At 71.7% G+C, this 26,350-nt stretch carries 21 protein-coding genes, 1 tRNA gene and 1 pseudogene; 12 read left to right on the plus strand and 11 right to left on the minus strand.

The window, feature by feature from the left end:
* Positions 1-54: 54 nt before the first annotated feature.
* Both M2157_RS38010 and M2157_RS38015 read right to left on the minus strand, forming a co-directional pair.
* Positions 55-3,919 (minus strand): annotated as a pseudogene (locus tag M2157_RS38010) (Pls/PosA family non-ribosomal peptide synthetase).
* Between the two features lie 285 nt (positions 3,920-4,204).
* Positions 4,205-4,292: transfer RNA gene (locus tag M2157_RS38015), tRNA-Leu, on the minus strand.
* A gap of 198 nt (positions 4,293-4,490) precedes the next feature.
* On the opposite strand from M2157_RS38015, the gene M2157_RS38020 reads away from it, so the two are divergent.
* The 3 genes from M2157_RS38020 (at position 4,491) to M2157_RS38030 (ending at position 7,153) form a co-directional block, all read left to right on the plus strand.
* A complete protein-coding gene (locus M2157_RS38020) occupies positions 4,491-5,816 on the plus strand; it encodes a M20/M25/M40 family metallo-hydrolase (protein WP_266526397.1) in 1,326 nt (441 codons plus the stop codon).
* Positions 5,817-5,962: 146 nt separating this feature from the next.
* Positions 5,963-6,196 carry a chaplin ChpH gene (gene chpH / locus M2157_RS38025; protein WP_057614364.1) on the plus strand — a complete coding sequence of 78 codons (234 nt, stop codon included), beginning with the start codon at positions 5,963-5,965 and terminating at the stop codon, positions 6,194-6,196.
* Between the two features lie 150 nt (positions 6,197-6,346).
* A complete protein-coding gene (locus M2157_RS38030) occupies positions 6,347-7,153 on the plus strand; it encodes a chaplin (RefSeq protein WP_280867462.1) in 807 nt (268 codons plus the stop codon).
* A gap of 61 nt (positions 7,154-7,214) precedes the next feature.
* Here M2157_RS38030 and M2157_RS38035 read toward each other — a convergent pair whose 3' ends face one another.
* On the minus strand, positions 7,215-7,403 hold the full coding sequence (locus M2157_RS38035; protein ID WP_007380901.1) for a DUF5703 family protein: 189 nt from the start codon (positions 7,401-7,403) through the stop codon (positions 7,215-7,217).
* A 47-nt stretch (positions 7,404-7,450) separates the two neighbouring features.
* Between M2157_RS38035 and M2157_RS38040 the strand changes: the two genes are divergently transcribed.
* Entirely contained in the window at positions 7,451-8,143 is a 693-nt protein-coding gene (locus M2157_RS38040) for a hypothetical protein (RefSeq protein WP_280856560.1), read from the plus strand.
* Between the two features lie 62 nt (positions 8,144-8,205).
* On the opposite strand, the gene M2157_RS38045 is transcribed toward M2157_RS38040, so the two are convergent.
* Together M2157_RS38045 and M2157_RS38050 are read right to left on the minus strand one after the other, a co-directional pair.
* On the minus strand, positions 8,206-10,620 hold the full coding sequence (locus M2157_RS38045) for a helix-hairpin-helix domain-containing protein (protein WP_280867463.1): 2,415 nt from the start codon (positions 10,618-10,620) through the stop codon (positions 8,206-8,208).
* On the minus strand, positions 10,617-11,600 hold the full coding sequence (locus tag M2157_RS38050) for an aldo/keto reductase (protein WP_280856558.1): 984 nt from the start codon (positions 11,598-11,600) through the stop codon (positions 10,617-10,619). The genes M2157_RS38045 and M2157_RS38050 overlap by 4 nt, the downstream gene beginning before the upstream one ends.
* Before the next feature lie 176 nt (positions 11,601-11,776).
* On the opposite strand from M2157_RS38050, the gene M2157_RS38055 reads away from it, so the two are divergent.
* Together M2157_RS38055 and M2157_RS38060 are read left to right on the plus strand one after the other, a co-directional pair.
* Positions 11,777-12,832 carry an LLM class F420-dependent oxidoreductase gene (locus M2157_RS38055; protein ID WP_266526387.1) on the plus strand — a complete coding sequence of 352 codons (1,056 nt, stop codon included), beginning with the start codon at positions 11,777-11,779 and terminating at the stop codon, positions 12,830-12,832.
* A 250-nt stretch (positions 12,833-13,082) separates the two neighbouring features.
* A complete protein-coding gene (locus M2157_RS38060) occupies positions 13,083-13,871 on the plus strand; it encodes a ferritin-like domain-containing protein (protein WP_280856557.1) in 789 nt (262 codons plus the stop codon).
* A gap of 8 nt (positions 13,872-13,879) precedes the next feature.
* Here M2157_RS38060 and corA read toward each other — a convergent pair whose 3' ends face one another.
* The gene (gene corA, locus M2157_RS38065; RefSeq protein ID WP_280867464.1) at positions 13,880-14,875 is read right to left on the minus strand and encodes a magnesium/cobalt transporter CorA; all 996 of its coding nucleotides are present in this window, start codon (positions 14,873-14,875) and stop codon (positions 13,880-13,882) included.
* 62 nt (positions 14,876-14,937) lie between these two features.
* Here corA and M2157_RS38070 point away from each other — a divergent pair, with 62 nt between their 5' ends.
* The 4 genes from M2157_RS38070 (at position 14,938) to mshC (ending at position 18,415) form a co-directional block, all read left to right on the plus strand.
* Positions 14,938-15,624: a histidine phosphatase family protein gene (locus tag M2157_RS38070; protein ID WP_266526381.1), complete on the plus strand. Its 687-nt coding sequence runs from the start codon at positions 14,938-14,940 to the stop codon at positions 15,622-15,624.
* An 87-nt stretch (positions 15,625-15,711) separates the two neighbouring features.
* Entirely contained in the window at positions 15,712-16,302 is a 591-nt protein-coding gene (locus M2157_RS38075; RefSeq protein WP_266526379.1) for a DUF3090 domain-containing protein, read from the plus strand.
* Positions 16,266-17,084 carry an SCO1664 family protein gene (locus M2157_RS38080; RefSeq protein WP_280856555.1) on the plus strand — a complete coding sequence of 273 codons (819 nt, stop codon included), beginning with the start codon at positions 16,266-16,268 and terminating at the stop codon, positions 17,082-17,084. Before M2157_RS38075 ends, M2157_RS38080 begins: the two co-directional genes overlap by 37 nt.
* 101 nt (positions 17,085-17,185) lie before the next feature.
* Positions 17,186-18,415 (plus strand): cysteine--1-D-myo-inosityl 2-amino-2-deoxy-alpha-D-glucopyranoside ligase, encoded by a 1,230-nt coding sequence (gene mshC, locus M2157_RS38085; protein ID WP_280867465.1) that lies wholly within the window; start codon positions 17,186-17,188, stop codon positions 18,413-18,415.
* A gap of 65 nt (positions 18,416-18,480) precedes the next feature.
* Here mshC and M2157_RS38090 read toward each other — a convergent pair whose 3' ends face one another.
* Both M2157_RS38090 and M2157_RS38095 read right to left on the minus strand, forming a co-directional pair.
* Positions 18,481-19,050 (minus strand): hypothetical protein, encoded by a 570-nt coding sequence (locus M2157_RS38090; RefSeq protein ID WP_280867466.1) that lies wholly within the window; start codon positions 19,048-19,050, stop codon positions 18,481-18,483.
* A 49-nt stretch (positions 19,051-19,099) separates the two neighbouring features.
* Entirely contained in the window at positions 19,100-20,818 is a 1,719-nt protein-coding gene (locus M2157_RS38095; protein WP_280856552.1) for a S8 family peptidase, read from the minus strand.
* Positions 20,819-21,092: 274 nt separating this feature from the next.
* On the opposite strand from M2157_RS38095, the gene M2157_RS38100 reads away from it, so the two are divergent.
* On the plus strand, positions 21,093-22,022 hold the full coding sequence (locus M2157_RS38100; RefSeq protein ID WP_280867467.1) for a superoxide dismutase: 930 nt from the start codon (positions 21,093-21,095) through the stop codon (positions 22,020-22,022).
* Positions 22,023-22,078: 56 nt separating this feature from the next.
* Here M2157_RS38100 and M2157_RS38105 read toward each other — a convergent pair whose 3' ends face one another.
* The 3 genes from M2157_RS38105 to M2157_RS38115 all read right to left on the minus strand — a co-directional run bounded on the left by M2157_RS38105 (position 22,079) and on the right by M2157_RS38115 (position 25,060).
* Positions 22,079-23,089, minus strand: a complete 1,011-nt coding sequence (locus M2157_RS38105; RefSeq protein WP_280856550.1) for a PAC2 family protein — start codon at positions 23,087-23,089, stop codon at positions 22,079-22,081.
* A 266-nt stretch (positions 23,090-23,355) separates the two neighbouring features.
* Positions 23,356-24,027: a FadR/GntR family transcriptional regulator gene (locus M2157_RS38110; RefSeq protein WP_037715364.1), complete on the minus strand. Its 672-nt coding sequence runs from the start codon at positions 24,025-24,027 to the stop codon at positions 23,356-23,358.
* 280 nt (positions 24,028-24,307) lie between these two features.
* The gene (locus M2157_RS38115; protein ID WP_280867468.1) at positions 24,308-25,060 is read right to left on the minus strand and encodes a nucleoside phosphorylase; all 753 of its coding nucleotides are present in this window, start codon (positions 25,058-25,060) and stop codon (positions 24,308-24,310) included.
* 240 nt (positions 25,061-25,300) lie between these two features.
* Here M2157_RS38115 and mtnA point away from each other — a divergent pair, with 240 nt between their 5' ends.
* Positions 25,301-26,332 carry an S-methyl-5-thioribose-1-phosphate isomerase gene (gene mtnA / locus M2157_RS38120; RefSeq protein WP_280867469.1) on the plus strand — a complete coding sequence of 344 codons (1,032 nt, stop codon included), beginning with the start codon at positions 25,301-25,303 and terminating at the stop codon, positions 26,330-26,332.
* The last annotated feature ends 18 nt before the right edge of the window (positions 26,333-26,350 follow it).

Here is a 26,350-nt window from a genome sequence, read left to right on the forward strand (position 1 = left end):
CGTTCCCACTCGGATCCACCGGTACACCGCTCACCGTCTCCGAGTGGCCCGCGTTCAGGGCCGCCATGCCTCGATCGGGTTGCCGAGCCAGCGGGTGTCGTCCGGGACGGACTCCGCGGCCATGACGAGCGACGCGGGGCCCAGCGTGGTGCGGGCCCCGATCGTGCTGCCGGGCAGCACGATCCCGCCAGGGCCCAGCGTGGCACCCTCACGGAGCACCACAGTATCCGTCCGCAAGATCCGGTCGTGGAAGAGGTGGGTCTGGAGCACACAGCCGCGGTTCACGGTCGCCGCGTCCTCCAGCGTCACCAGATCGGTCTCCGGCAGCCAGTAGCTCTCCACCCAGACGCCCTTGCCGATCCGCGCGCCGAGCCCCCTGAGCCACGCCGTCAGCACCGGCGTTCCGGGCACGGAGCCCGCCAGCCACGGCACCGCGAGCACCTCGACGAAGGTGTCCGCGAGCTCGTTGCGCCACACGAAGCCGCTCCACAGCGGGTGCTCCCCCCTGCGGTGCCGCCCCACGAGCAGCCACTTCGCGACCATCGACACCAGCCCCGCCGCCGCACCGGCCGCGAGCAGCACCGCTCCCGCCAGCAGCCAGGCCCACGGCCCGAGCACACACAGCGCGGCCACCGTCAGCACGGCCAGCCAGGCCGAGCAGAACACGGGCACGATCCGGCACAGCTCCACCAGACCGCGCGCCCACAGCAGCCCCGCCGAGGGCTCGTACGTCCGGCTCTGGTCGCTGTCGGCCGCACTGCGCGGCAGCTTCACCGGCGGCAGGCCCAGATACGACGTGTCCTTCTTCGCCTTCTTCGGCGTGGCCGACAGCACGCCCACCAGCCCGCCGTCCGGCACGGTGCGCCCCGGCGCGGTCATCCCGGAGTTCCCGAGGAACGCCCGCCGCCCGATCTCCGCGCGCCCGACCCTGACCCAGCCGCCACCCAGCTCGTACGGCGCGGTCAGCGTGTCGTCGGCCAGGAACGCGCCCTCGCCGACCGTCGTCAGGCTCGGCAGCGCGAGCACCGTCGACACCTCCGCACCGCGCCCGATCCGCATCCCGAGCAGCCGCAGCCACACCGGGGTGACCAGCCCGGCGTACAGCGGGAACAGCGTCTCGCGCGAGCGGTCCATCAGCTGGGTGACGGTCCACGCCTGCCACCCGACCCGGCTGTGCGTCGGATACGTCCCCTCGCGCAGCCCCAGGCTCAGCAGTCGTACGGCGACCAGGATCAGCAGCGCGTACGCCAGCCCGAAGGCGAGCGTGGCCGGGACGAGGGCCAGGGCGGCGCCCTTCAGGGGCGCGTAGGCGGCGAGGAACGGACGGGCGACGAGGAAGGCCGCGCCACCCGCCAGTACCGGGAGCATGCTCATGGAAGAGACCGGCCAGGCCGTACATCACCCGCCAGTACGTCCCCCGCGCCGGCCGCTCCTTCGGCCAGTTGCGCTTGGCCTTGCCCAGCTTGACCGCGGGCGCGCCCGCCCAGCGCTGACCGGTCGGGATCTGCCCGGTGACCGCCGAACCCGGCGCCACCTCGGCCCGCTTGCCGACCCGGGCGCCGGGGAAGAGGATGCTGCGCGTGCCGACGACGGCGTGCGCACCGACCTTGACCTGGCCGATCTCCAGCCGGTCGCCGTCCAGCCACCAGCCGGACAGGTCCACCTCGGACTCGACGGCGGCGCCCCGGCCCAGCTTGAGCATGCCGGTGACCGGCGGCAGCGAGTGCAGGTCCACGTCCGGGCCGATCCTGGCGCCCAGCGCCCGCGCGTACCGCTCCAGCCAGGAGCCGGTCAGCGAGGTCGCTCCGGTGAACTCGGCGAGTCGCTCGGCCGTCCACAGCCGCAGGTGGACGCCGCCACCGCGCGGATAGCGGCCGGGCTGCACCGTGCGCAGCAGCACGCGCGCCCCGCCCGCAGCGATCGCCAGCCGTCCGGGCGGGCTGAACAGCAGCAGGGCACCGGCCCCGACCAGCCACCACGAGGTGCTCGGCAGCCAGGAGTACGGCAGGACGTTCCCGAGCGCGGCGAGCGGCACCAGCCAGCGCAGTCCGAGCAGCGTGAACAGGGGGAGCAGGACGAGGGTTTGGATCACCTGGGCCTTGAGCGGCACCGGTGCGATGACCCGCGCGGACCCGTCGTCCTGCGCGGACTTCTCCAGGTGGCGGGCCAACTTCCGCAGCGTGGGCTGCTGGTAGATGTCGAGGACGGCCGCGCTCGGGTAGCGGGTGCGCAGCCGGGTGGTCAACTGGGCGGCGGCCAGGCTGCTGCCGCCGATCGCGAAGAAGTCGTCGCGGGCACTGGAGACCGGGATGCCGAGGACTTCCGCCCACTGCTCGGCGAGCCAGGCCTCGGTGCCGTACAACTCCTCCGCGGGGCCGCCGGTTTCGAGCCCCTCGAGCGGCCAGGGCAGCGCGTTGCGGTCCACCTTGCCGGAGGTCCGCGTCGGCAGGTCGCCGACGGGAGCGATCAACGGCACGAGCGCGGCGGGCAGTTCGGCCCGCAGCTTCTCCACGGCCGCGGCGTGGTCCCAGCCGTCCTGCGTGACGACGTACCCGACGAGAAGCTGGTTGCCGCTGCGGGCGGTGCGGACGGCGGCGGCCGCTCCCGCGACCCCGGGCAGCGCCTGGAGAGCCGCGTCGACCTCACCCAGCTCGATCCGCCGGCCCCCGAGCTTGATCTGCTCGTCGGCCCGGCCGAGGAAGACGAGCCCCTCGGGCTCCGCCTTCACGAGGTCACCGCTGCGGTACGCCCGCTCCCAGCCCAGCGACTTCAGCGGCGCGTACTTCTCCGCGTCCTTGTCGGCGTCCAGGTACCGGGCCAGGCCGACCCCGCCGATCACCAGCTGCCCGCTCGCGCCCATCGGCACGGGCTCGCCGGCCTCGTCGACGACGGCCAGCTCCCAGCCGTCCAGCGGCAGCCCGATCCGGATCGGCTCCTCGCCGCTCATCAACGAGGCACAGGCCACCACGGTCGCCTCGGTGGGCCCGTAGGTGTTCCACACCTCGCGCCCCTCCGTCACCAGCCGCTGCGTCAGCTCGGGCGGACAGGCCTCACCGCCGAAGATCAGCAGCCGTACGTCGTTGAGGGTCTCGGGCTCCCACAGCGCGGCGAGCGTCGGCACCGTGGAGACGACGGTGATCTCCTGCTCGACCAGCCAGGGCCCGAGATCGGCCCCGCTCCTGACCTGCGAACGCGGCACCGGCACCAGACAGGCCCCGTACCGCCAGGCCAGCCACATCTCCTCGCAGGACGCGTCGAAGGCGACCGACAGCCCCGCCATGACCCTGTCAGCGGGACCGATGGGATCGTCGGTGAGGAACAGGGCGGCCTCGGCGTCCACGAAGGCGGCCGCGCTGCGGTGCGAGACGGCGACGCCCTTGGGCTTGCCGGTGGAGCCGGAGGTGAAGATGATCCACGCGTCGTGCTCGATGCCGGGCCGGGCGGCGGGGGAGTCGCAGCGCCCGTGGACGGTCAGCTCGTGCCCGGCGCCGACCACGGCCCGGACCTCCGCCTCCCCGAACACCAGCTCGGCCCGCTCGTCGGGGTCCTCGGCGTCGACGGGGACGTACGCGGCGCCCGCCGCCAGCACGGCGAGGATCGCGACGTACAGGTCATTGGTGCCGGACGGGACCCGGATGCCGACCCGGTCGCCGAGTCCGACCCCGGCCCCGGCGAGCCGCCGCCGCAGCCGCTCCACCTCGACGGCCAGCGCACGGTAGGTGAGCCGGGTGGTCCCGTCGTCCAGGGCGAGCTCGTCGGGGTAGGACCGCACGGACGCGTCGAAGACGTCGACGAGCGTGCGTGGGGAGGCGGCCGGGCCCCCGGAAAAACGGGCGGTGTCGCCGAACTGTTCGCGGATCTCTGCGCTGAGCTCTTCGTTGAGCAGGCCGAGAGCACTGCTCTCGTGTATCGCTGCCATCGGTCCTCGCGTCTCGATCCCGGAGCCCTCCGGGGCGCTGGCGGGCCGCAGGTCTGCCTGGGGTTGTCCGGCTCCAGCTCGTAACAAGCCGGAAATTTTAGTACGACGCTAGGTTCGACCCCCCGAAACGGCCACTGGGGACGGCTGTTCGAGGGGTGCGGCAGCTCCGCCGCGCGCCTCTGACCTGGTGATCTTTACACCGAGCGAGAGATGCCCCACATACAGCGAACGAGGGGTCGTATACGACGAATCCCCCCGGCCGCTGAGCGGCCGGGGGGATTCGGCTGGTGTCCGAGGGGGGACTTGAACCCCCACGCCCGATAAAGGGCACTAGCACCTCAAGCTAGCGCGTCTGCCATTCCGCCACCCGGACAAGGTGTCTGTCGCGCGGGGTTCCCCTCGCGGCGACGAAGGAAACATTACCAGGCTTTCGAAGGACCCCGATCACCCCCCGTCGCCTTCCCCGGCCCCGCGTGAACGGCGTGTGACGGGCCGGGTCCGGTCTTGGGGAGGACCGGTCCGCGGGGGGAGGATGAGGGGAACCACCAGCAGTGACAGCGGGAGGAACAGCGTGAGCGACACGGACACGGCCAGGGGCGTCACCGGCGAGGACGAGGTCGTGGACCTCTGCCGCGAGCTGATCCGGATCGACACCAGCAACTACGGCGACCACTCGGGCCCGGGTGAGCGCAAGGCGGCCGAGTACGTCGCGGAGAAGCTCGCCGAGGTGGGCCTCGAACCGCAGATCTTCGAGTCGCACCCCGGCCGCGCCTCCACGGTCGCCAGGATCGCGGGCGAGGACCCGTCCAGGCCCGCGCTGCTGATCCACGGACACACCGACGTGGTCCCGGCCAACGCGCAGGACTGGACCCACCACCCCTTCTCCGGCGAGGTCGCCGACGGGTGCGTGTGGGGGCGGGGCGCCGTCGACATGAAGGACATGGACGCGATGACCCTGGCGGTCGTCCGTGACCGCCTGCGCAGTGGGCGCAGGCCGCCCCGGGACATCGTCCTCGCGTTCCTCGCCGACGAGGAGGCGGGCGGCAAGTTCGGCGCCCGGTACCTCGTCGACCACCACCCGGAGCTCTTCGAGGGCGTGACCGAGGCGATCAGCGAGGTCGGCGGCTTCTCCTTCACGGTGAGCGAGCAGCGGCGGCTCTACCTGATCCAGACGGCCGAGAAGGGCATGCACTGGATGAAGCTGACGGTGGCCGGCACCGCCGGGCACGGCTCGATGATCCACCGGGACAACGCCATCACCGAACTGTCGGAGGCGGTCGCGCGGCTCGGACGGCACACGTTCCCGGTCCGGGTCACCAAGACCACCCGCGCCTTCCTCGACGAGCTCGGCGACGCGCTCGGCACCGAGCTGGACCCGGAGGACATGGAGGGCACGCTCGCCAGGCTCGGCGGCATCGCCAAGCTCATCGGCGCCACCCTCAGCAACACCGCCAATCCCACCCAGCTCGGCGCCGGCTACAAGGTCAACGTCATCCCGGGCGAGGCCACCGCGCACGTCGACGGGCGCTTCCTGCCCGGCTTCGAGGAGGAGTTCCTCACCGACCTCGACAAGATCCTCGGGCCCAAGGTCAAGCGGGAGGACGTGCACTCCGACAAGGCCGTCGAGACCACCTTCGACGGCGCGCTGGTGGACGCCATGCAGTCCGCGCTGGTCGCCGAGGACCCCGCCGCCAAGGCGATCCCCTACATGCTCTCCGGCGGCACCGACGCCAAGTCCTTCGACGAGCTCGGCATCCGCGGCTTCGGATTCGCGCCGCTGAAGCTGCCCCCGGAGCTGGACTTCGCCGGGATGTTCCACGGAGTCGACGAGCGGGTGCCCGTGGACGGGCTGAAGTTCGGCGTGCGGGTGCTCGACCGGTTCATCGACGCAAGTTGACGCGAGTTGACGCGGCAATTCGGCCGCTCGTGCGACATCGGTCGGGAAGAGTGAATGTGCTCATAAGCTCGTATCCCCATTACTCCCTCCTCGTTACAGGTGATGCGATCCGCTACTTGGGGTCGCTTTGCCAACAAGGAGGAATAATGATCAAGAAGGTCGTCGCCGCTGCGGCTGCCACTGGTGGCCTGATTCTCGCGGGCGCGGGCCTTGCCGTCGCCGATGCGGGTGCTCAGGGTGCCGCTGTGGGCTCCCCGGGTGTTCTGTCCGGCAACGTCGTCCAGGTTCCCGTGCACGTGCCGGTGAACGTCTGCGGCAATACGGTCTCCGTGATCGGCCTGCTGAACCCCGCCTTCGGCAACACCTGCATCAACAAGTGACGTCGTGCCTCGCCCTCGGTAAAGAGGGGTGAGCCCGTCGGCCCCGGAGCGCGCGCCATGCGTTCCGGGGCCGACCGGCCTTTTCGAAAAGAAACAGAACCGCGATGCGGCGGCATTTCGAGACAAAGGTCGAAAGCAGGAATTCAGCAGATGCGACAAGTCACCCGCAAGGGCCTGATGACAGTGGCGGCCGCGACCGGCGTGATCGCCGCGGCAGGAGGCGCCGCCCACGCCGACTCGGGCGCGAGCGGATCAAGCACGAACTCTCCCGGCGTGCTGTCGGGCAACACCGTGTCGGTGCCGGTGCACGTGCCGGTGAACGTGTGCGGCAACACCGTGGACGTCGTCGGGGTCCTCAACCCCGCGATGGGCAACAGCTGCGCCAACAAGGGCGGCGGCGGTCGTGGGGGTCACGGACACGGCGGGCACGGTGGTTCCGGTTCCGGCGGCTCCGGGGGTTCGCACGCCGGCGGACACACCGGTGGCTCACCCGGCGTGGGCTCGGGCAACCACGTGGAGGCGCCGATCCACGTTCCGGTGAACGCCTGCGGCAACAGCGTGGACCTCATCGGCATCGGCAACCCCGCCATGGACAACGACTGCGCAAACGGCTCCGGAAACAGCTCCGGAAACGGCTCCGGCGGCGGGCGGCACACCCCGCCCGGCGGCGGCCACCAGACTCCGCCCGGATCGCCGGAACAGCCCGGCAACCCGGGCGACCCCGGCAATCCGGTGGAGCCCGGAAACCCCGGAAACCCGGCCACCCCACCCGGCGGCGGTCACCAGACGCCGGGCGGCGGCAACCACCCCGGTACCCAGACGGTCACCCAGCCCCTGGGCAGCGCGCAGCTCGCCCGGACCGGCAGCGACCTGCCGATCGGCCTGGCCCTCCCGGTGGGCGCCGGGGCGCTCCTGGCGGGCACGGTGCTGTACCGCAGGGCACGGGCCTCGGCCTAGGGCGCACCGTGTGAAACGGAGCGGGCCCCGCCGCGGCGGGGCCCGCTCCGTTCGTCCTGTCTCACCACGTGGCACGCACCTGGCGGATGATCCGCCGGCGCAACCGCACCCTGCGGCTGCCATCGCGCATCAGGCTCAGTCGGTCCAACTCCCAGTGTCCGTACTCGGCATGGTCCGTCAGCAGACGTGTGGCGTCCTTGCGGGAGACCCCCCGCGGTACGTACACGTCGACAAATTCGTATTCCGGCATCGCATCTATTGTGCGGGCCGGGGCCCGGTACGGATAGCGTCTGCCCTATGTCTGATGCTGTGCAGCCCACCGCTGCCGAGGTACGTGCCGCCGCCGAGGCGGTCAAGACCGCGCTCGACCGCCACCTGGCCGCGGTCGAACGGAGGTCGGGGGAGGACGACCCCGGCGTCTACGAGGCCTTCAACGAACTGGCCGCGGCCGCCGAGGTGTACGACGAGCTGCTCTACGACCGTTACGACGAGGTCACCCCCTTCGAGATTCCCGGCGCGGAGGACGCCCCGGCGTACACGGGCCCGGAGGAGCCGAACGCGCTGAGCGTGCTGATCCGCCGTGACTACGCCGTGGCGGAGCCGCAGCGGTTGCTGGCGCAGGCCCAGCGGGTCGAGGCGGCCGACGACGCTGTCCGTGCGGAGGCCTCCGGCACGGTGCACGGCGCGCTGGGGGTGCTGTTCGGCGAGTTCGAGCCCGACGAGATCGCATCCCGTCACAAGGAGTTCGGTCTCGAGGAGGGCGACTCCACGCTGTGGGTCACCGCGGCGGACGAACCGGCCGAGCCGGGGGAGTGGCTGGAGGCTCCGTTCGAGCAGGTCGACGTGGAGCGGGTGGTGTGCCGGTTCGACGTCAGCGCGGTCTTCGACGACGACCTTGAGGACGACCTTGAGGACGACGTCGACGACGAGGCCGACGGGGCCGATCTCGAGGACGAGGACCTGGAACCGCTGGACGTGGATCGTCGCTGAGACGCATGAGGCGCGGCCCCGGAGGAATGATCTCCGGGGCCGCGCTCCGTTTTCGGGCGGAGTCAGCCGGCTGTCGGTGTCTGTGTCCTGAGGAGGACGGGCAGCCGAGTCGTTCGCGGCTTGGCCGGGATCTCGGCCACCGCCCTCGGCAGGGCCTGTTCCGCGCCCTGGACCACGGACAGATGGCGGTCCGCCCTGCCGAACGCCGTGTAGACCCAGGGGCGGGACAGGGCCTGGGTGGCGTCGCCGGGCAGTACCGCGACCACCGCGGGCCAGCGGCAACCCACCGCCTGGTGGGCGGTCAGGGCCCAGCCGTGGCGCACGGACTGCTCCACGCGCTCCTTCGGCACGACCACGGGCTCGCCGGCGCAGGTCAGGTGCAGGCCGTCCGCGTCGGCCCCGACCACACGGCCCGGGAGCGTACGGCCAGGTGCGGGGGAGTAGGCGACGCGGTCACCGGGGTCGAATCCGCCGAAGCGGCCCGGGCCGGGGTTGAGGCGCTCCTTCAGGGCCGCGTTGAGGGCACGGGTGCCGGCAGCGCCGCCGTGGCCCGGTGTGATCACCTGGGTCTCCTCGGCGGGCACCCCGAGCGCCCGTGGCACCGAGTCCGCGACCAGTTGCACGGTCCGGTGCACGGCCTCGCCCGCGTCCCGCACCGGCACGATCACGACCTCCTTGCCGGGGGCCTCGACCTGGTTCAGCTCACCGATGCCGATACCGGAGACCAGCTCGCCCAGGGGGCCGGGGTCCGGCCTTCGCGAGGCGACCTGCGGACAGATCCGCGCGGCGAGCAGATCCGCGAACACCCGTCCCGGCCCCGCTGACCACAGCACCGCCGGATCTCCGCCCAGCACCAGCCGCGCCCCGTCCGGCAGCGACTCCACGAGCAGCGCGGCCGTCTCGACGTCCAGCTGAGGCGCGTCGAGCACCACGAGCAGGTCGAGATCGAACGCCCCGTCTCCATCCCGACCGGGCCCTTCAGCACCGGAGAGAAGCCCGGCGACGGTCGCGACGGGCCGGGTGCCGGCCGGGGTGCCGGTGCGGGGTTCTTCGTGCGCGGCCCCGTCCGAGCCTAGGTCGTCGCTCGGCCGGTCGGCTCGGAGCAGGTCGCTGAAGCGGTCCCGGCCCAGTGGGCTGTGCGTGGCCGCCCACGCCCGCAGCCCCAGCCCTCGCGCCGCTGTCAGCAGCGCCGCGGGTTCCGCCAGGGACGCCTGGCCGCCGGTGTGCAGGACCAGGCCGCCCGCCGCCACCGCACGGATCAGCTCGGCGGCCGAACCGCTGGCCGACGCGGCGGCACGCTCCCAGTCCTCGGCCGAACCGTCCTCCTTGGGCACGGAGTTGATCAGCCGGGCCAGACCGTCGGCGAGGCTCTCCTCCGCGAGGGCGTAGCGCTCGAGCCCGACCAGGATCCGGACCGGCCGCTCCGCACCCTCCTCGGTGTCCTCGGCCTCTTCGGCGGGTTCCGGGGCCGCCGGGTCGAGGGCGTCCTGGAAGACCAGTGCCTCGGCCTCGGCGATCGTGCTCTGTACGGCCGCTTCGGCGTCCGGCACGCCCCGCTGGGCCAGCGCGGCGGTGAGCGCCGGCATCTCCAGCGCGGTGTGCCCGGCGAGCGCCGCCTGCTCCAGGAGCCAGACGGTGACCGCCCGCCCCCGCCGCTCGTCGTCCGGCGCGCACTCCGCGCCGAGCAGCTCCCGCGCGAACCCGTCGGCCTGCTCGGGCCGTACGCCCGTCACCCGCAGCAACTGCCAGGGATCCGCCCGCAACTCCTCGTCGGCCCCTTCCCCGAGGACCCCGGCGACCTGCGACGCGAGGGCCGTGGGCGCCCCGCCCTCGGCCAGCACACGCTGTACGGCCTCCACGGTCTCCGGCGCGGCCCCGCCGACGGAACCGGTGACACCGACCGCACCGCCGGCCCCCGTCGCCTGCGCCGACACCGGCCGGGGCCGCACCGGCTCCTGGGCGGGCCGGCGCGGCGGCTCCGGCTCCCTGAAGACGGCGGCCACGGGCTTCGCCCCGCTCTCCACCGCCCGTACGGCCGCGAGGAGATCGGCCGCCTTCCCGCTGAGTTTGGCTCCGCTCTCGACGGGCTGCTGTTTCTCGGCCTTCCGCCGTGCGATCCGCTCCCGCTCGAGCCGCTGGGCCGCCAACTCGGCCTCGGCCTCGGACAACTGCGCCTTGTCCGCGCCGTCCGCGTCACCGTCGGCGGAGTCACCGCCTTCGCCCGCGTCGGCCTTCGCTTCCTCGCCGCCGGCAGGCCCGTCACTCACACCTTCACCGGCCTCGCCCCCGGCCGCCCCCGTCCCACCGCCGCCCTCACCGGCCCCGGCGCTGTCGCCCGCCCCCGCCTCGCCGCCCCCGGAGCTCGCCGCGACATCGTCCGTCGCCCGGCCCGGCGCTTCCCCCGCGCCCTCCGGCTCCGGCGCGGCGCCCCGCGTCCCCGGCTCGGTCTTCTCCGTGGGCTCCGGCTCCGTGCTCACAGCGTGCTCCAGTCGTGATCGGGATAGCGGTGCACGGGCACCGACACATCGTCGAGCGCCCGGCAGATCTCGTCAGGAAGACTAAGGGCCTCCACTGACAATGCCGCCGTGAGCTGCTGCGAGTTGCGCGCGCCGACGATCGGCGCGGCCACTCCCGGCCGGTCCCGGACCCATGCGAGGGCCACCTGGAGCGGCGTCACCGCGAGCCCGTCGGCCGCCGTGGTCACCGCGTCCACGATGCGGCTCGCGGTGTCGTCGAGGTAGGGCGCGACGAACGGCGCGAGATGCTCCGAGGCACCCCGCGAGTCGGGCGGAGTGGAGTTGCGGTACTTGCCCGTCAGGACACCGCGGCCCAGCGGCGAGGAGGGCAGCAGCCCGATGCCCAGATCGAGCGCGGCCGGCAGTACCTCCCGCTCGATCCCGCGCTGCAGCAGCGAGTACTCCAGCTGCGTGGCGGCCAGCCGAGTGCGCGTCCCGGGGGCCGCCAGCTGCCAGGTGCCCGCCTTGGCGAGCTGCCAGCCGCAGAAGTTGGACACCCCGGCATAGCGGGCGCGGCCGCTGCTGACGGCCAGGTCGAGGGCCTGGAGCGTCTCCTCCAGCGGGGTGCAGGGGTCGTAGGAGTGGATGTTCCAGATGTCGACGTAGTCCGTGCCGAGCCGGGCCAGTGAGTCGTCCAGCGCGGAGAGCAGGTGCCCGCGCGAGCAGTCGACGCGGATGTCCGGGTCGGGCACGCTGCCGGCCTTGGTGGAGATGATCAGGTCCCGGCGCGGGACCAGGCCTTCTATGAGACGTCCGAGCAGATACTCGGCCTCCCCGTCGCCGTACACGTCCGCCGTGTCGACCAGCGTCCCGCCCGCCTCCCAGAAGGTTTTCAGGAGGTCCGCCGCGTCGTGTTCGTCGGTGTCCCTGCCCCAGGTGAGGGTGCCGAGTCCGATGCGGGACACGCGCAGGCCGGTACGGCCGAGATGCCTCTGCTCCATGAACGCCGAGATTACTGGCCAGAACCTGTCGCGTGGGGGCCTGTGGACAACGGATTGCGACAGGTGCGCGGTGATCGCCGTCCACTCATCGGCACGGGCCGCGACCTGCCCCGGCGCGCCTTGCCGCGCTAAGGTCTGCCGACAAGGACGTTACTGATCGGTAAGGGGAATCGGCCATGCAGCTCGGGATCAACCTCGGCTACTGGGGCGCCGGAATGGACGCGGACAATCTCGCCGTCGCCCAGGAGGCCGACCGGCTCGGATACGCCGTCTGCTGGGCCGCCGAGGCCTACGGCTCGGACGCGGCCACCGTGCTCACCTGGGTCGCCGCACAGACCGAGCGCATCGACGTCGGCTCGGCCATCTTCCAGATCCCGGCCCGCCAGCCGGCGATGACCGCGATGACCGCCGCCACCCTCGACTCCCTCTCCGGCGGCCGCTTCCGGCTCGGCCTCGGCGTCTCGGGACCGCAGGTCTCCGAGGGCTGGTACGGCGTCAAGTTCGACAAGCCGCTGGCACGCACGCGTGAGTACGTCGAGATCGTGCGCAAGGCCATGTCGCGCGAGCGCCTCTCCTACGAGGGACAGCACTGGACACTGCCCCTGCCCGGCGGCCCCGGCAAGCCGCTCAAGCTGACCGTGCACCCCGAGCGCGAGCACATCCCGCTGTACATCGCCGCGATCGGCCCGAAGAACCTGGAGCAGACCGGCGAGATCGCCGACGGCGCCCTGCTGATCTTCCCCTCCGCCGAGCACCTGGAGGACACCGCGATCCGGCATCTGCGCGCCGGGCGGGAGAAGGCCGGCAAGACCCTCGACGGGTTCGACATCGCCCCGACCCTCCCGCTCGCCCTCGGCGAGGACAAGGACGTGACCACGCTCGCCGACACCTTCCGCCCCTACACCGCGCTGTACGTGGGCGGCATGGGCAGCCGCAAGCAGAACTTCTACAACCAGCTCGCCCAGCGCATGGGCTTCGAGGCGGCGGCCGCCGAGATCCAGGACAAGTACCTGGGCGGCGACAAGGACGGCGCCGCCGCCGCCATCCCGCACGACCTGATCGACAAGACGACGCTGCTCGGCTCCGTGGACCGCATCGCGGACCGGATGAGGGAGTACGCGGCGGCCGGCGTCACCACGCTCACCCTGGCCCCCGCCGGCTTCACGCTCGACGAGCGGCTCGCCTCACTCAGGGCCGGCACCGAGGCCCTGGAGCGGGCCGGGCTCGCATAACGGCGCCTGCGCACGGACACACGGTTCGACCGCGTGAGGTTTCCGCGGCCGTGGTGGGGGCTCGGGGGTCTTCCCCGCCACGGCCGTCATGTGCTTCAACGCGCGCGTGCCCTTCGCGGTTACGCCCCTCGCGACCCCGGACGTCATCCTTTCGGCGGAGTTGTCCGACACAGCTGTTGCAGCACCCCTCGCGCCGCATTTGACTCTTTCTTTGCGGATTGCCGCGAGTCCGGCAGAGAGGTGCCCCACGATGCTTTCGGCCAAGAGTCTGTTCCAGGAGATCCTCGACAACGACGAGTCCTTCCGGCTGTTCTGCTCCATCGCGGCCAGCGGGGAGTCGCAGGGCGGCTGGGAGAACGCCCGCATCGCAGCGCTGGTGCCGTCGAGCGAGCGCGCGCTCGCCCCCAAGATCACCCGGCACGGCGCCGATGAGGACAAGCACGGGCGGATCTTCAACGCCCTGATGAGGAAACGCGGTCTCGAACCCGTGCCCGTACCGCCCGAGACGGACTACACGATGCTTCTGGAGAAGCACGGCATCGGCCTCGCCCACGAGAAGCTCAAGAGCGACGAGCCGCTGACCGTGCAGGACATCGTCACCTACCTCGCCCACAGCAGGGTCACCGAACAGCGGGCCTCCGAGCAGATGGAGCTGCTGCGCAAGCACTTCGCCGACCACCCCGAGCTCGGCCGGGCGGTGAAGATGATCTCGGGCGACGAGGACAACCACCTCGCGTACTGCCACGAGGAACTGCTGCGCTTCACCCACGCCGGCCACGGCCACGCCATCCGGCACACGCTCAGGGAGTGCGCGCTGGCCGAGATCCGCGTCTACCGGGATGTCAGCCTCGCGGTGATGGCCCACATGGGAAGGATCCTCGGCTGGTCCCGGGCGAAGTCCGCCGTCCTCGCGGCGGGCATCCACGGCGTCTACGTCTACGAACGTGCCGCGGGCTGGCGCCGCATGGTCTCCCTGAAGCCGCCGGAGCGCCGAGACGCCCTCGGCGGACCCGCCACCTCGGCCCCCGAGTTCGCCTGAGGACCCCCCTACAGCCAGCCCCGGCGCTTGAACGTCCGGTACAACAGCACTTCCAGAACGCCCATCAGCGCGATCACCGCCGGATACGCCCACACCCAGTGCAGCTCCGGCATGTGGTCGAAGTTCATGCCGTAGATCCCCGCGATCATCGTGGGGACCGCCGCCATGGCCGCCCACGCGGAGATCTTCCGCATGTCGTCGTTCTGCCGGACGCTCATCTGCGCGAGATGCGCCGACAGGACGTCCGACACCAGCCGGTCCAGGCCCTCCACCGACTCGTTCACGCGCGCGAGGTGGTCGTTGACGTCACGGAAGAAGGGCTGCGCCCTGTCGTTCACGAACGGCACCGTCCCGCCGTACGCCCCCACGCCCGCGAGCCGGGTCAGGGGCATCGAGAGCGGGACGGTGGCGCGGCGGAACTCCAGGATCTGCCGCTTGAAGGTGTAGATCCGGGACGCGGTGTGCCGTGAGCCGCCGCCGTCCGGCGAGAAGACCTCCGCCTCCAGCTCCTCCAGGTCGTTCGCCAGCTCCGTCGCCACCTCCAGGTAGTGGTCCACGACGGCGTCGGCGACCGCGTACAACACCGAGGTGGGCCCCTTGCCGAGCAACTGCGGCTCCTGCTCGAGGCGCTCCCGCACGGCCTTCAGCGGTGAGCCCACGCCATGACGGACCGTCACCACGAAGGCGTCGCCGAGGAAGAGCATGACCTCGCCGGTGGAGACGGTGTCGCTCTCCGGCTCGTACAGCACCGGCTTGAGGACCACGAACAGCGAGTCGTCGTACACCTCCAGCTTGGGCCGCTGATGTGCCTTGAGAGCGTCCTCCACCGCCAGTGGGTGCAGTCCGAACTCCCGGGTGACCAGGTCGAACTCCTTCTCCGTCGGCTCGTGCAGGCCGATCCAGACGAACCCGCCCGCCGATCGCGCCTCGTCCAGCGCGTCGGACAGGTCCTCGGGCCCCTCCGAGCGATGCCCTTCCCGGTAAATGGCACAGTCAACGATCACGGAGTGTGTTCTCCCGTCGCTCGAAGGACGCCGCGGTCCGGCGTACGCCTACTCTGGGCCGCATGCCCACGTTGATCCTTGTCAGGCACGGACGATCCACCGCGAACACCGAGGGGCTGCTCGCCGGGTGGACGCCCGGGGTGGCCCTCGACGAGCGCGGCACCGCACAGGCCGCCTCGCTGCCCGGACGGCTCGAAGGAGTGCCGATCTCCGAAGTCGTCGCCAGCCCCCTCCAGCGCTGTCAGGAAACGATTCAGCCGCTGCTCGACGCCCGGCCCGGCCTCCCGGCGCACAGCGAGGAACGCATCGGGGAGTGCCACTACGGCGACTGGTCCGGCCGCAAGCTCGCGGAGCTGGGGGACGAGCCGCTCATGGAGGTCGTCCAGGCGCATCCGTCGGCGGCCGCGTTTCCCGGCGGCGAGTCCATGCGAGCGATGCAGACGCGCGCGGCGGAGGCCGTACGCGAGTGGAACGCGCGCGTGGAGCGCGATCACGGAGCCGACGCCGTCTATCTGATGTGCTCGCACGGCGACATCATCAAGTCGCTCGTCGCGGACGCACTGGGACTTCATCTCGACCTCTTCCAGAGGATCTCTGTCGAACCGTGTTCCATCACTGTCATCCGGTACACACGTCTGCGGCCGTTTCTCGTCCGCCTCGGCGACACCGGTGACTTCGCGTCCCTGGTGCCGCGCGAGGAGGCCGCGGGCGGTGACGCCCCGGTCGGTGGTGGTGCGGGCGCACCGTGATCGTCGGGCGCAGTAGGGTGAAGCGGTTCACGCAAGCGCGTTCACGCATGGACGTTCCCGTACTCACGAATCCAATGGAGACAGGACGTGTCCCGTCAGGTGTTCCTCTATGACCCGCCGGACCGCTTCGTGGCCGGCACGGTCGGACTGCCCGGGCGCCGTACGTTCTTCCTCCAGGCCACGGCCGGCCCCCGAGTGACCAGCGTGGCCCTGGAGAAGACGCAGGTGGCCGCTCTCGCCGAGCGGATGGAAGAACTCCTCGACGAGGTCGTGCGGCGCAGCGGCGGCAGCGCCCCGGTGCCGGCGGTGTCGCCCACCGAGGTCGCCGACACCGCCCCCCTCGACACCCCCATCGAGGAGGAGTTCCGGGTCGGCACCATGGCCCTCGCCTGGGACGGCGAGGAGCAGCGCATGATCGTCGAGGCGCAGGCCCTCGTGGAGCTGGAGGCCGAGTCCGAGGAGGACCTCGCCGAGGCCGAGGAGAAGCTCCTCCAGGACGAGGAGAACGGACCCCCGATGCTGCGGGTCCGGCTCACCGGCGCGCAGGCCAGGGCCTTCGCCAAGCGTGCCCTGGACGTCGTCAACGCCGGGCGGCCGCCGTGCCCGCTGTGCAGCCTCCCGCTCGACCCGGAAGGACACGTATGTCCGCGCCAGAACGGATACCGCCGCGGAGCGTGACCACGGCAGAGCTGCTCGCCAGGGGTGAGCTGACGGTTCGCGGCCAGATCCGGGACGCGTCCAACGCGGTGCTGCACTGCTCCGTCTCCCACGACGGCCAGGAGGCCCTCTGCGTCTACAAGCCGGTCCGCGGCGAGAGGCCCCTCTGGGACTTCCCGGACGGCACCCTCGCCCAGCGCGAGGTCGCCGCGTACGAGGTGTCCGAGGCGACCGGCTGGGGCCTGGTGCCGCCCACCGTGCTGCGGGACGGACCCTACGGCGAGGGCATGTGCCAGTTGTGGATCGAGGGCGTGCCGGGCAGCGAACTGCTCGCCCTGGTCGACGCCGAGGAACCCGAGCCCGGCTGGAAGGCCATCGGCTTCGCCGAGGTCGACGAAGGCAGGACCGCGCTCCTGGTGCACGCGGACGACGAGCGGCTGCGCCGGCTCGCGGTCCTCGACGCGGTGATCAACAACGCGGACCGCAAGGGCGGCCATCTGCTGCCGGCCGAGGGCGGTCACCTCTACGGCATCGACCACGGAGTGACCTTCAACACCGAGAACAAGCTCCGCACGCTCCTGTGGGGCTGGGCCGGGGAACCCCTGACGGGAGAGGCGGTCGACGTCCTCAAGAGCCTCAAGGAGACGCTCGGCCCCTCGGGAGCGCTCGCCCGGCGTCTCGCCGTACTGATCACCGCCGCCGAACTCGACGCCACGCGCGCGCGTGTCGACGCGCTGCTGGACTCCGGGAAGCACCCGGAACCGAGCGGTGAGTGGCCGGCCATTCCCTGGCCGCCCGTTTAGCAGCACACTGCACACAGGCCCGTACCGCGCAAGAAGGCCTTACCGGCCATCCGGCCCGGTCCGGTTCGTATACGGAACATCCGTCCGGTTAGGCTCATGACATGCATGCCTGGCCCGCTTCCGAGGTCCCCGCCCTGCCTGGTCAGGGCCGCGACCTGAGGATCCACGACACCGCGACCGGTGGCTTGGTCTCCCTCGACCCCGGTCCTGTCGCCCGTCTCTACGTCTGCGGCATCACGCCGTACGACGCCACCCACATAGGGCACGCGGCGACCTACAACGCGTTCGACCTCGTGCAGCGCGTGTGGCTCGACACCAAGCGCCAGGTTCACTACGTCCAGAACGTCACCGACATCGACGACCCGCTCCTCGAGCGCGCCGAGCGGGACAGCCTCGACTGGGCCGCCCTCGCCGAGAAGGAGACGGCCCTCTTCCGCGAGGACATGACCGCCCTGCGGATGCTGCCCCCGCAGCACTACATCGGCGCGGTCGAGGCGATACCCGGGATCGTGCCGCTCGTCGAGCGGCTGCGGGACGCCGGTGCCGCGTACGAGCTCGAAGGGGACGTCTACTTCTCCGTCGAGTCCGACCCGAACTTCGGCAAGGTCTCGAACCTCGACGCGGCCGCCATGCGGCTGCTGTCCGCCGAGCGCGGCGGCGACCCGGACCGTCCGGGCAAGAAGAACCCGCTGGACCCGATGCTGTGGATGGCCGCCCGGAAGGGCGAGCCCAGCTGGGACGGCGCCTCGCTCGGCCGGGGACGCCCCGGCTGGCACATCGAGTGCGTCGCGATCGCTCTCGACCACCTGGGCATGACCTTCGACGTCCAGGGCGGCGGCTCCGATCTCGCCTTCCCGCACCACGAGATGGGCGCCTCCCACGCCCAGGTGCTGACCGGCGAGTTCCCCATGGCCAAGGCGTACGTCCATGCCGGCATGGTCGCCCTCGACGGCGAGAAGATGTCCAAGTCGAAGGGCAACCTCGTCTTCGTGTCGCGGCTGCGGCGCGAGGGCGTCGACCCCGCCGCCATCCGGCTGGCGCTGCTCGCCCACCACTACCGGGCCGACTGGGAGTGGACCGACCAGGTCCTCCAGGACGCCGTGGACCGGCTGGGCCGCTGGCGTGCCGCCGTCTCCCGGCCCGACGGGCCGTCCGCCGAGACGCTGGTCGAGGAGATCCGCGAGGCCCTCGCGAACGACCTGGACGCCCCCACCGCGCTGGCCGCCGTCGACCGTTGGGCCGTCGCGCAGGAGGAGCGGGGCGGAGCCGACATGGGCGCGCCGGGCGTGGTGACACGTGCGGTGGACGCGCTGCTCGGCGTCGCGCTGTAAGGCCGTACGCAAAGGGGCGCTTCCCTCCGCGGTGAGGAAGCGCCCCTTTGTCTTTCAGCCGCCGGTCAGATCCGCTGGATCCGCACGCTGCGCAGGACGTTCGGGGACTGGGAGTCCCAGATGCCGATCACCTGGTGGCCGAACGCGAAGGCCTCCTGCATCTGCTGGTGGATCTGCGGGCCCGGGTTGTTCAGGACCCGGAACTGGCCGTTGATCCGCAGGAAGACCTGCTGGGGCTGGCCCTGGAGCGGGTGCACGATGTCGATGAAGCCGTTCGCCACACCGGAGGCGAGGGCCTGCGCCTGCACCTGCTGGACGATCTGCTGGACCACCTGCTGCGCGAGCTGCGTCAGCTCCTGCTGCACCTGACGCTCCTGCTGCTGCGCCTGCTGGTCCTGCTGCTGTGCCTGCCCGAAGGGCTGCTGCTGTTGCTGCTGGCCGCCCAGCTGCTGCAACAGCTGCTGGAACGGCTGCTGCTGACCGAGCTGCTGGAGCTGCTCCATGGAGCCGGCGCCCATGCCGAAGCCCTGCTGGCCGCCCTGCTGTCCGAAGCCCTGCTGCTGGTAGGGCGAGGTCGTCGGGAACTGCTGACCCTGTTGCTGTCCGTGCTGGCCCATCTGCGGGGTGATGCTCATGCGTGTGTCACCTTCCGTTTGATGTGACGGGACGTGCCGTGCCGGACCGTCAGCCGGTGATCACCAGGCCGACGATCTCGTCGTCCGAGAACCACACCCGGACGTCGGGCCGTCCGCTCGCGAAGGCGGTGTGCACCGCCTGCCGGATCTCGGGGGACGGGTGGTTGAGGTTGCGCCAGGCGCCGGCCACGAACAGCCTCAGACGCGGCGGGAGTTCACGGGGATAGGGCAGGAGCTCGTCCCAGTACCTCTCGGCCTGGCCCGAGCCGACCGCCTCCGGCAGCAGCCGGGTGACCGCCGCCTTGATGTCGGGACGGTTGCCGATCCGCTGTGAGGCGGGACGGCCCGGTGCGTCCTGCTGCGGGGAGCCCGTGGCGCGCAGCACCGCACGGGCGCGTTCCGGGGACATCGGCGGCTGGCCGGCCGCTTTGAGCATGCCCTGCAGCGCGGCCAGCGCGCCGACCACCACCGGGGAGGCGGAGGACGTCCCGGAGAACGTGTCCGTGTACCAGGCGATCTCCTCGGGCCCGCCCTGAAGGTCGCCGGGCTTGTCCCAGAAGCCGCCGGTGGTCGTGACCTCGCGTCCCCAGCCCTGCGCGTCCACGCGCGCGCCGTAGTTGGAGAACGCCAGGCGTGAGCGGTCCGGGCCGTGGTCGCGGCCGTGCGTGCCGGGCGGCGGGGCGCCCGCGCCGACCAGGACGGCACCGGAGGACTGGTTGGAGGGGTTGAACGGGTTGCGCCACCACTCGGGGAACTCGTCGGGGCGGCGCTCGTAGACGGCGTCGTCGAGGGACTCGCCGCCGTTGCCCGCGGCCGCCACGACGAGAACGCCTTTGCCGGTCGCGTACCGGATGGCCGCGTAGTCGTCCGGCCACCACTCGATCGCGATGTAGCCCTTCTGATCGTCACGGATCTCGTGGTCGAACCGCGGTCCCGGACGGTGCAGTTCGACCAGGACGACGTCACCGGGGCCGAGCCGGTCGGCCGCCGCCTGGATCGCGGCGGCGGTGCCGATCCCCTGGAAGGACGCGGCCGCCGTCACCGCTTCCGGAACGATCCCGGTCACTCCGCGCTCGCCCTGATCACCGCCGATGACGCCGATCACGGCGGTGCCGTGGTTGCGCCAGGCCAGATCGGTCAGCGGGGTGCCGACGACCACGCCGGCGAGCTTGGCCGCCAGGTCCTCGTGGCCCAGCTGCCAGGCGCCCTCGACGTCGATCACGGTCACCCCCTGACCCGTTCCACCGGGGCGCTGCCAGGCCCAGTGGGCGTCGATCCCCTCGGGCGCGGGGCGCAGATAGCCCTGCCGGCCGGTGAAGTCGGGCGTGACGGGCGCGCCCTCCTTCAGCCGGCGGTCGTCGTCCACCGTCGCGGGCACGGCGGGCGGTTTGACGTACGCCGTGTCGATGCCCGGCAGCGCGGCGATCCGCGCCCGCAGTTCCTGCGCCCGGTCCTGTCCGCCGCGCACCCGGTAGAACCGCGCGAGATCGGACACGTCCTCGGCGCCCGGGACGGCCGACTGCTGGAGTCGCTCCTCGCTGCCGAACAGCGGCTCCAGGGCGAGCTGTTCGTCGCTGAGGAACATGTTGAGGGCCGACACGTCCGCGCCCGCCGCGGAGCGGACGCCCTCGGCCCCGGCACGCAGCCGGGCCTCGGGGCGGGCGACGACGATCAGTTCCTGTTCGGCTCCCCGGTAGGTGAATCCCGCTCCGTCGGGGCCCGGCCCGGAGGCTCCCGGGCCCTGTGGCGGCTGTACCTGCTCGGTCATCGGGTACCGCTCCCTTCGTCCGTGCGGGTTCTGCGGGTGCCTTCAGTGCCTTCCGGGGGACAACCAAGCACCGCAACGGCGGCTCGTCCAGCCCTGTTTCACCAACTCGGTTTGGAAACAAGTTGAATTGGGTAACGGGTGCAATCCGTCCGGAAACCGATGTCCCGTCACAATCCGGCCAAAGGCTGTGGAGACAGCCGTCATGTGATGGGGTGGGAGCTTCGCTCGTCTGTTCGGCCGGCCGTGCGCCGGCCCCCTCGCGGAAGGACGCACCGTGGCACCCGCAGACCGTTCCTTCGCACGTCGCACACTCCTGACCACGACCGCCGCGCTGACCGGAGCAGCCGTGCTCGGCGGCACCGCGCACGCGGCCGAGACCCGGCAGGCCGCGTGGCCCGCGCAGTTCCCCCTCCCCGACGGCTTCCAGCCCGAGGGCATCACCATCGGCTCCGAGCCGTATGCCTACTTCGGCTCCCTCGCGAACGGAGACATCTACCGGGCCAGCCTCGCCACCGGCCGCGGCAGGATCGTCGCCAAGGGCGCCGGACGTCCGACGGTCGGCCTGAAGATCGACCGGCACGGCAGACTCTTCCTCGCCGGCGGCGACAGCGGCGAGATACGGACCGTCGACGCCCGCTCCGGCGAGACCGAACAGGTGTACGCCACCGGCGGCACCTTCGTGAACGACGTGATCCTCACCCCGGGCGCCGCCTGGTTCACCGACTCCTTCAAGCCGGTGCTCTACAAGCTGGCCAAGGGAGCGGTGGCGACCGTACCGCTGACCGGGGAATGGCAGCAGGGCCCCGACTTCACGGCCAACGGCATCGAGCGCACCCCCGACGGCCGCGCCCTGCTCGTGGTGAACGCCTTCGCGAACGGCGGCGGCCTCATGCGGGTCGACCCGCGCACCGGCGCCGCCCGCGCCGTCGACCTGGGCGCAGCGAAACTGCCCAACGGCGACGGCCTGCTCCTGCTCGGCCGGATCCTCTACGCCGTCCAGCAGCAGCAGAACGCGATCGACGTGTTCCGGCTGAACGACGCCGGCACCCGGGGCACCGCGATCACCCGGATCACCGACCCGCGCTTCCGCATCCCGACGACGGTGGCGGCCTGGGGCAGTCGCCTGTATCTGCCCAACGCGCGCTTCGACGTGGAGCCGACGCCCACCACCGAGTACGACGCGGTGGCGGTGCGGCAGGTCTGACACGGCCGAGGGCGGTGCGCGTCCCGCGCACCGCCCTCACCGGCCCGGTCCTCGGCTCAGTCCTCCGACGACGAGTCCTCGTCGTCCGTCTCCGGTTCCGTCTCGGCCTCTGCCTCCGGCTTCGGCGGCTTGGGAGGCTTCGCTCGACCGCTGGGGCTGTCCCGCAGATAGGCCGCGCTGTCACTGCCGTCCGCGGTCGCGTGACCGCCCGGCTGCCCCGGCTGGCCGCCGTCCCGGCGCCGTAGATACCGCTCGAACTCCCGGGCGATCGCCTCGCCCGAGGCCTCCGGCAGCTCCGCGGTGTCCCGGGCCTCCTCCAGCGTCTGGACGTACTCCGCGACCTCGGTGTCCTCGGCGGCCAGCTGGTCCACGCCCACCTGCCAGGCGCGCGCGTCCTCGGCCAGCTCGCCCAGCGGGATCCGTACGTCGATCAGGTCCTCCAGACGGTTCAGGAGGGCCAGCGTCGCCTTCGGGTTCGGCGGCTGCGACACGTAGTGCGGTACGGCCGCCCACAAGGACACCGCGGGCACGCCCGCGTGGGTGCAGGCCTCCTGGAGGATGCCGACGATGCCCGTCGGGCCCTCGTACTTGGTCTCCTCCAGGTCCATCCGCTGGGCCAGGTCCGCGTCGGACGTGGTCCCGCTGATCGGAACCGGACGGGTGTGCGGGGTGTCGCCGAGCAGCGCGCCCAGGATCACCACCAGCTCCACGCCCAGTTCGTGGGCGAAGCCCAGCAGCTCGTTGCAGAACGAGCGCCATCGCATCGACGGTTCGATGCCTCGGACGAGTACCAGATCGCGCGGCTTGTCGCCGCCGACGCGGACCACCGACAACCTTGTCGTCGGCCACGTGATCTTGCGCACTCCGCCGTCCAGCCACACGGTGGGGCGGTTCACCTGGAAGTCGTAGTAGTCCTCGGCGTCGAGCGCCGCGAACACCTCGCCCTTCCACTCCTTGTCCAGATGTGCGACCGCGGTGGAGGCGGCGTCGCCGGCGTCGTTCCAGCCCTCGAACGCGGCCACCATGACCGGGTCGATCAGCTCGGGAACCCCCTCGAGCTCGATCACCCAGCGCCTCCTTCCGACGTGCCCTCGCTTAACGCACCAACCTTACGGCGTCCGGCGGGGGCGCCCGCAGCCCCCTCGCACGGGGGAGTGAACGGATCACTGCCCCGTTCGCCGCCCTGAAACACCCGGGCCTCTCACCCGGGGGTTGTCCCGACCTCAGGGGCGAGGGCCGTGTCGATATGCCGCTCCGCCGCGTGGGCGCGACCAGCCACAACGAGCCGGCACCCGCAAAAGGACACCCACCCCCACGGTCCCCGCCGCGAAACTCACAGAGTGGATCGCAGCCACTGCTCCACGCTCGCGATGTGCACCGTCGCCCACGACCGGGCCGCCTCGCCGTCCCGGTCGCGCAGGGCGGCGAGGATCGCGCGGTGCTCGTGAAGGGTGCGGCTGACCGCGTCCTCCTGGGTCAGTCCGCGCCAGATCCGGGCCCGGGTGGTGGGACCTGACAGTCCGTCAAGCAGCGAGCACAGTACGGAGTTTCCGGAGCTCTGCACGATCCCGCGGTGGAAGTCCAGGTCGCAGGCCACCAGCTCCTCCACCGACGGGCTGTCGCCGAGCTTGTCCAACTGGGCGGAGAGCGCGTCCAGTTGCTGCTCGCTGATCCGGGAGGCGGCCATCGCCGTGGCGGCCGGCTCCAGGATGCGGCGCACGGCCAGGAACTCCAGGACCGTGTCGTCGCGGTGGAAGTCGACGACGAAGCTCATCGCCTCCAGCAGGAGTTGCGGATCCAGGCTGGTCACATACGTGCCGTCGCCCTGCCGTACGTCCAGGATGCGGATCAGCGACAGCGCCCGCACGGCCTCGCGCAGCGAGTTGCGGGACAGCCCCAGCTCGGAGGCGAGCTCGCTCTCCTTGGGGAGCCGGTCGCCGGGGCGCAGCGCGCCAGAGACGATCATGCCCTTGATCTTCTCGATCGCCTCGTCGGTGACAGCCATGTCCGGCCTCCTTCTCGCCCCGCATTGCGCTGAGACGTCGGATGTCTCAGCTCATTATGAGGTCTGCTCAGACGAGCGCCTCCAGATCGGCGATCACGGCCCGCTCGTCGAGCGTGCGCGGCTCCCGGTCCCGCATCAGCATCCGCCCGTCCACGACGGTGTCACGGACGTCCGCCGAGTGCGCCGCGTGCGCCGTGTCGACCAGGGGTCGTGCAGTGGCCGCAGATGCGGCGCGTCCAGGTCCAGGACGATCAGGTCGCCGTGCAGCACGGGTCGATGTTCACAGCGTGTCCCCCTCGGCGAGCAGCCGCAGTGCCTCCAGGGAGACCACCGCACCCCGCTCGACACCGGCCGCGACGACCTCCCGGTGCGGGTCGTAGACGCTGGTGCCCTCCTGGTCCACCAGCTCGTCCGCGTTCGCCCCGTCGATCACGAGCACACCACCGGCGACGAGCCCTCGCAGCGAGGCGGCGACCAGCAGCGCCGACAGCTCCATCTCGATCGCCGCGAGCCCGGCGCCGTCGTAGGAGAAGAGGGGGAGGAGCCCGGGCTGGAAGGCCGCCCGTGTCCAGACGATGCCCCGGTGGTGCGGTGCCCCGGTCTCACGGGCCGCGCGCTGGAGTGCGAGGACCGCCTCGGGTGCCGAGACGGCCGGGTACTCGGGCGGCATCAGCTGCTGGGTGACCCCGTCGTCCCGTACGGCCGCCTCCGCGATGACGAGATCGCCGTCGCAGATCCCGGGCTTGATCGCGCCCGCCGTGCCGAACCGCAGGATCGTGCCGGCCCCCGCGTCGGCCAGCTCCTGGAACAGCAGCATCGCACCGGGGCCGCCCACCCCGTGCGAGGCGACCGTGACCGGCACGCCCTTCCAACTGCCGCTGAACACGCGGTATTCGCGGTGGAACGACACCTCCTCGGCGCCGTCGAGGAGGGCGGCGACGGTGGCCGCGCGGGCGGGGTCACCGACGACGACCGCGCGCGCCGGGAGCCCGGTGCGGGGTATGCGGGTGACGGGCAGCAGGTCCTGGCTCATGAGGTGGCTCCGGAAGGGCGGACACGGCGAGGCGGCGGGCCGGTGACGGATCGTCAAAAGAGTGCCTGCACACCGAAGACCGTACGCAAGAGGAAGCCGGTGAGGCCCACGGCGAGCAGATTCATGGCCAGTCCGAGTGCCACCCCCGCTTTTCGTACATCTGTACGACTGTCTCGAACTGTGGTTCCCCCAGGTCATGTACGGTGGCGAGACCCACCGGAACATCAGGAGTGCCCCGAAATGCCCCAGGAACTGCGCGCTGTCGAATGGACCGGATCCGGCCTCGCGCTCATCGACCAGACGCTGCTGCCGCACCGCGCCGAGACGAGGGATGTCCGCGATGTGGACACCTTGGTCGACGCGATCCAGCGCCTCGTGGTGCGGGGCGCGCCCGCGATCGGGGCGGCGGGGGCCTACGGCGTCGCGCTGGCTCTCCTGCAGGGGAAGCGGGAGGGATGGTCGGAGGCCGAGGTGCGGGCGGCCGTCGCCCGCGTCCGGGAGGCCCGGCCCACCGCCGTCAACCTCATGGTGTGCGTGGACCGGGTCATGACCCGGTTCGGCGAGGGGCTCGGCGCGGTGCTCGAGGAGGCCGCGGCCGTCCAGCGCGAGGACGTCTCGGCGAACCGCGCGATGGGCGTGTTCGGCGCCGACTGGCTGCTCGAACGGGTCGGTGTGGACCGGCCGTTGAGGATCCTGACGCACTGCAACACGGGCGCGCTCGCGACGGCCGGATGGGGGACGGCGCTCGGCGTCATCCGTGAACTGCACGCGCGCGGACGCCTGGAGGTCGTCTACGCCGACGAGACGCGTCCCCTGCTGCAGGGATCCCGGCTGACCGCCTGGGAGCTGGTCCAGGAGGGCATCCCGCACTACGTCCAGGTGGACGGGGCCGCCGCAGGAACGATTCTGCGCGGGGAGGTCGACGCGGCGATCGTCGGCGCGGACCGCATCGCGGCGAACGGCGACACGGCGAACAAGGTGGGCACCGTGGGCGTCGCCCTGGCCTGCGCCGACGCGGGCATCCCGTTCCTGGTGGCGGCACCGACGACCACGGTGGACCGCTCCACCGCGACCGGCGACGAGATCCACATCGAGCTCCGCGGCGAGACTGAGGTGCTGGAGTGGGGTGGGATACGGACGGCACCAGCACAGTCCCGCGGCCACAATCCGGCCTTCGACGTGACCCCGGGGCGCCTGGTGACCGGCCTGGTGACCGAGCGGGGCGTGCTGGAGGTCTCGGCGGGCGAACTCCCGGGCGACCGACTGAAGTAGCCCCCCCCCGAAACAGCG

This window comes from Streptomyces sp. SAI-127 (assembly GCF_029894425.1).
Classification (GTDB): Bacteria; Actinomycetota; Actinomycetes; order Streptomycetales; family Streptomycetaceae; genus Streptomyces.

What these genes read in the sequence shown, in the direction of transcription:
- mtnA (WP_280867469.1), top strand. Translation starts at nt 25,301, where the DNA reads ATGCCCCAGGAACTGCGCGCTGTCGAATGGACCGGATCCGGCCTCGCG.
- M2157_RS38040 (WP_280856560.1), top strand. Translation starts at nt 7,451, where the DNA reads ATGTCTGATGCTGTGCAGCCCACCGCTGCCGAGGTACGTGCCGCCGCC.
- M2157_RS38055 (WP_266526387.1), top strand. Translation starts at nt 11,777, where the DNA reads ATGCAGCTCGGGATCAACCTCGGCTACTGGGGCGCCGGAATGGACGCG.
- M2157_RS38115 (WP_280867468.1), bottom strand. Translation starts at nt 25,060, where the DNA reads ATGAGCCAGGACCTGCTGCCCGTCACCCGCATACCCCGCACCGGGCTC.
- M2157_RS38090 (WP_280867466.1), bottom strand. Translation starts at nt 19,050, where the DNA reads ATGAGCATCACCCCGCAGATGGGCCAGCACGGACAGCAACAGGGTCAG.
- mshC (WP_280867465.1), top strand. Translation starts at nt 17,186, where the DNA reads ATGCATGCCTGGCCCGCTTCCGAGGTCCCCGCCCTGCCTGGTCAGGGC.
- M2157_RS38110 (WP_037715364.1), bottom strand. Translation starts at nt 24,027, where the DNA reads ATGGCTGTCACCGACGAGGCGATCGAGAAGATCAAGGGCATGATCGTC.
- M2157_RS38070 (WP_266526381.1), top strand. Translation starts at nt 14,938, where the DNA reads ATGCCCACGTTGATCCTTGTCAGGCACGGACGATCCACCGCGAACACC.
- M2157_RS38080 (WP_280856555.1), top strand. Translation starts at nt 16,266, where the DNA reads ATGTCCGCGCCAGAACGGATACCGCCGCGGAGCGTGACCACGGCAGAG.
- M2157_RS38095 (WP_280856552.1), bottom strand. Translation starts at nt 20,818, where the DNA reads ATGACCGAGCAGGTACAGCCGCCACAGGGCCCGGGAGCCTCCGGGCCG.
- M2157_RS38050 (WP_280856558.1), bottom strand. Translation starts at nt 11,600, where the DNA reads ATGGAGCAGAGGCATCTCGGCCGTACCGGCCTGCGCGTGTCCCGCATC.
- M2157_RS38060 (WP_280856557.1), top strand. Translation starts at nt 13,083, where the DNA reads ATGCTTTCGGCCAAGAGTCTGTTCCAGGAGATCCTCGACAACGACGAG.
- M2157_RS38030 (WP_280867462.1), top strand. Translation starts at nt 6,347, where the DNA reads ATGCGACAAGTCACCCGCAAGGGCCTGATGACAGTGGCGGCCGCGACC.
- chpH (WP_057614364.1), top strand. Translation starts at nt 5,963, where the DNA reads ATGATCAAGAAGGTCGTCGCCGCTGCGGCTGCCACTGGTGGCCTGATT.
- M2157_RS38035 (WP_007380901.1), bottom strand. Translation starts at nt 7,403, where the DNA reads ATGCCGGAATACGAATTTGTCGACGTGTACGTACCGCGGGGGGTCTCC.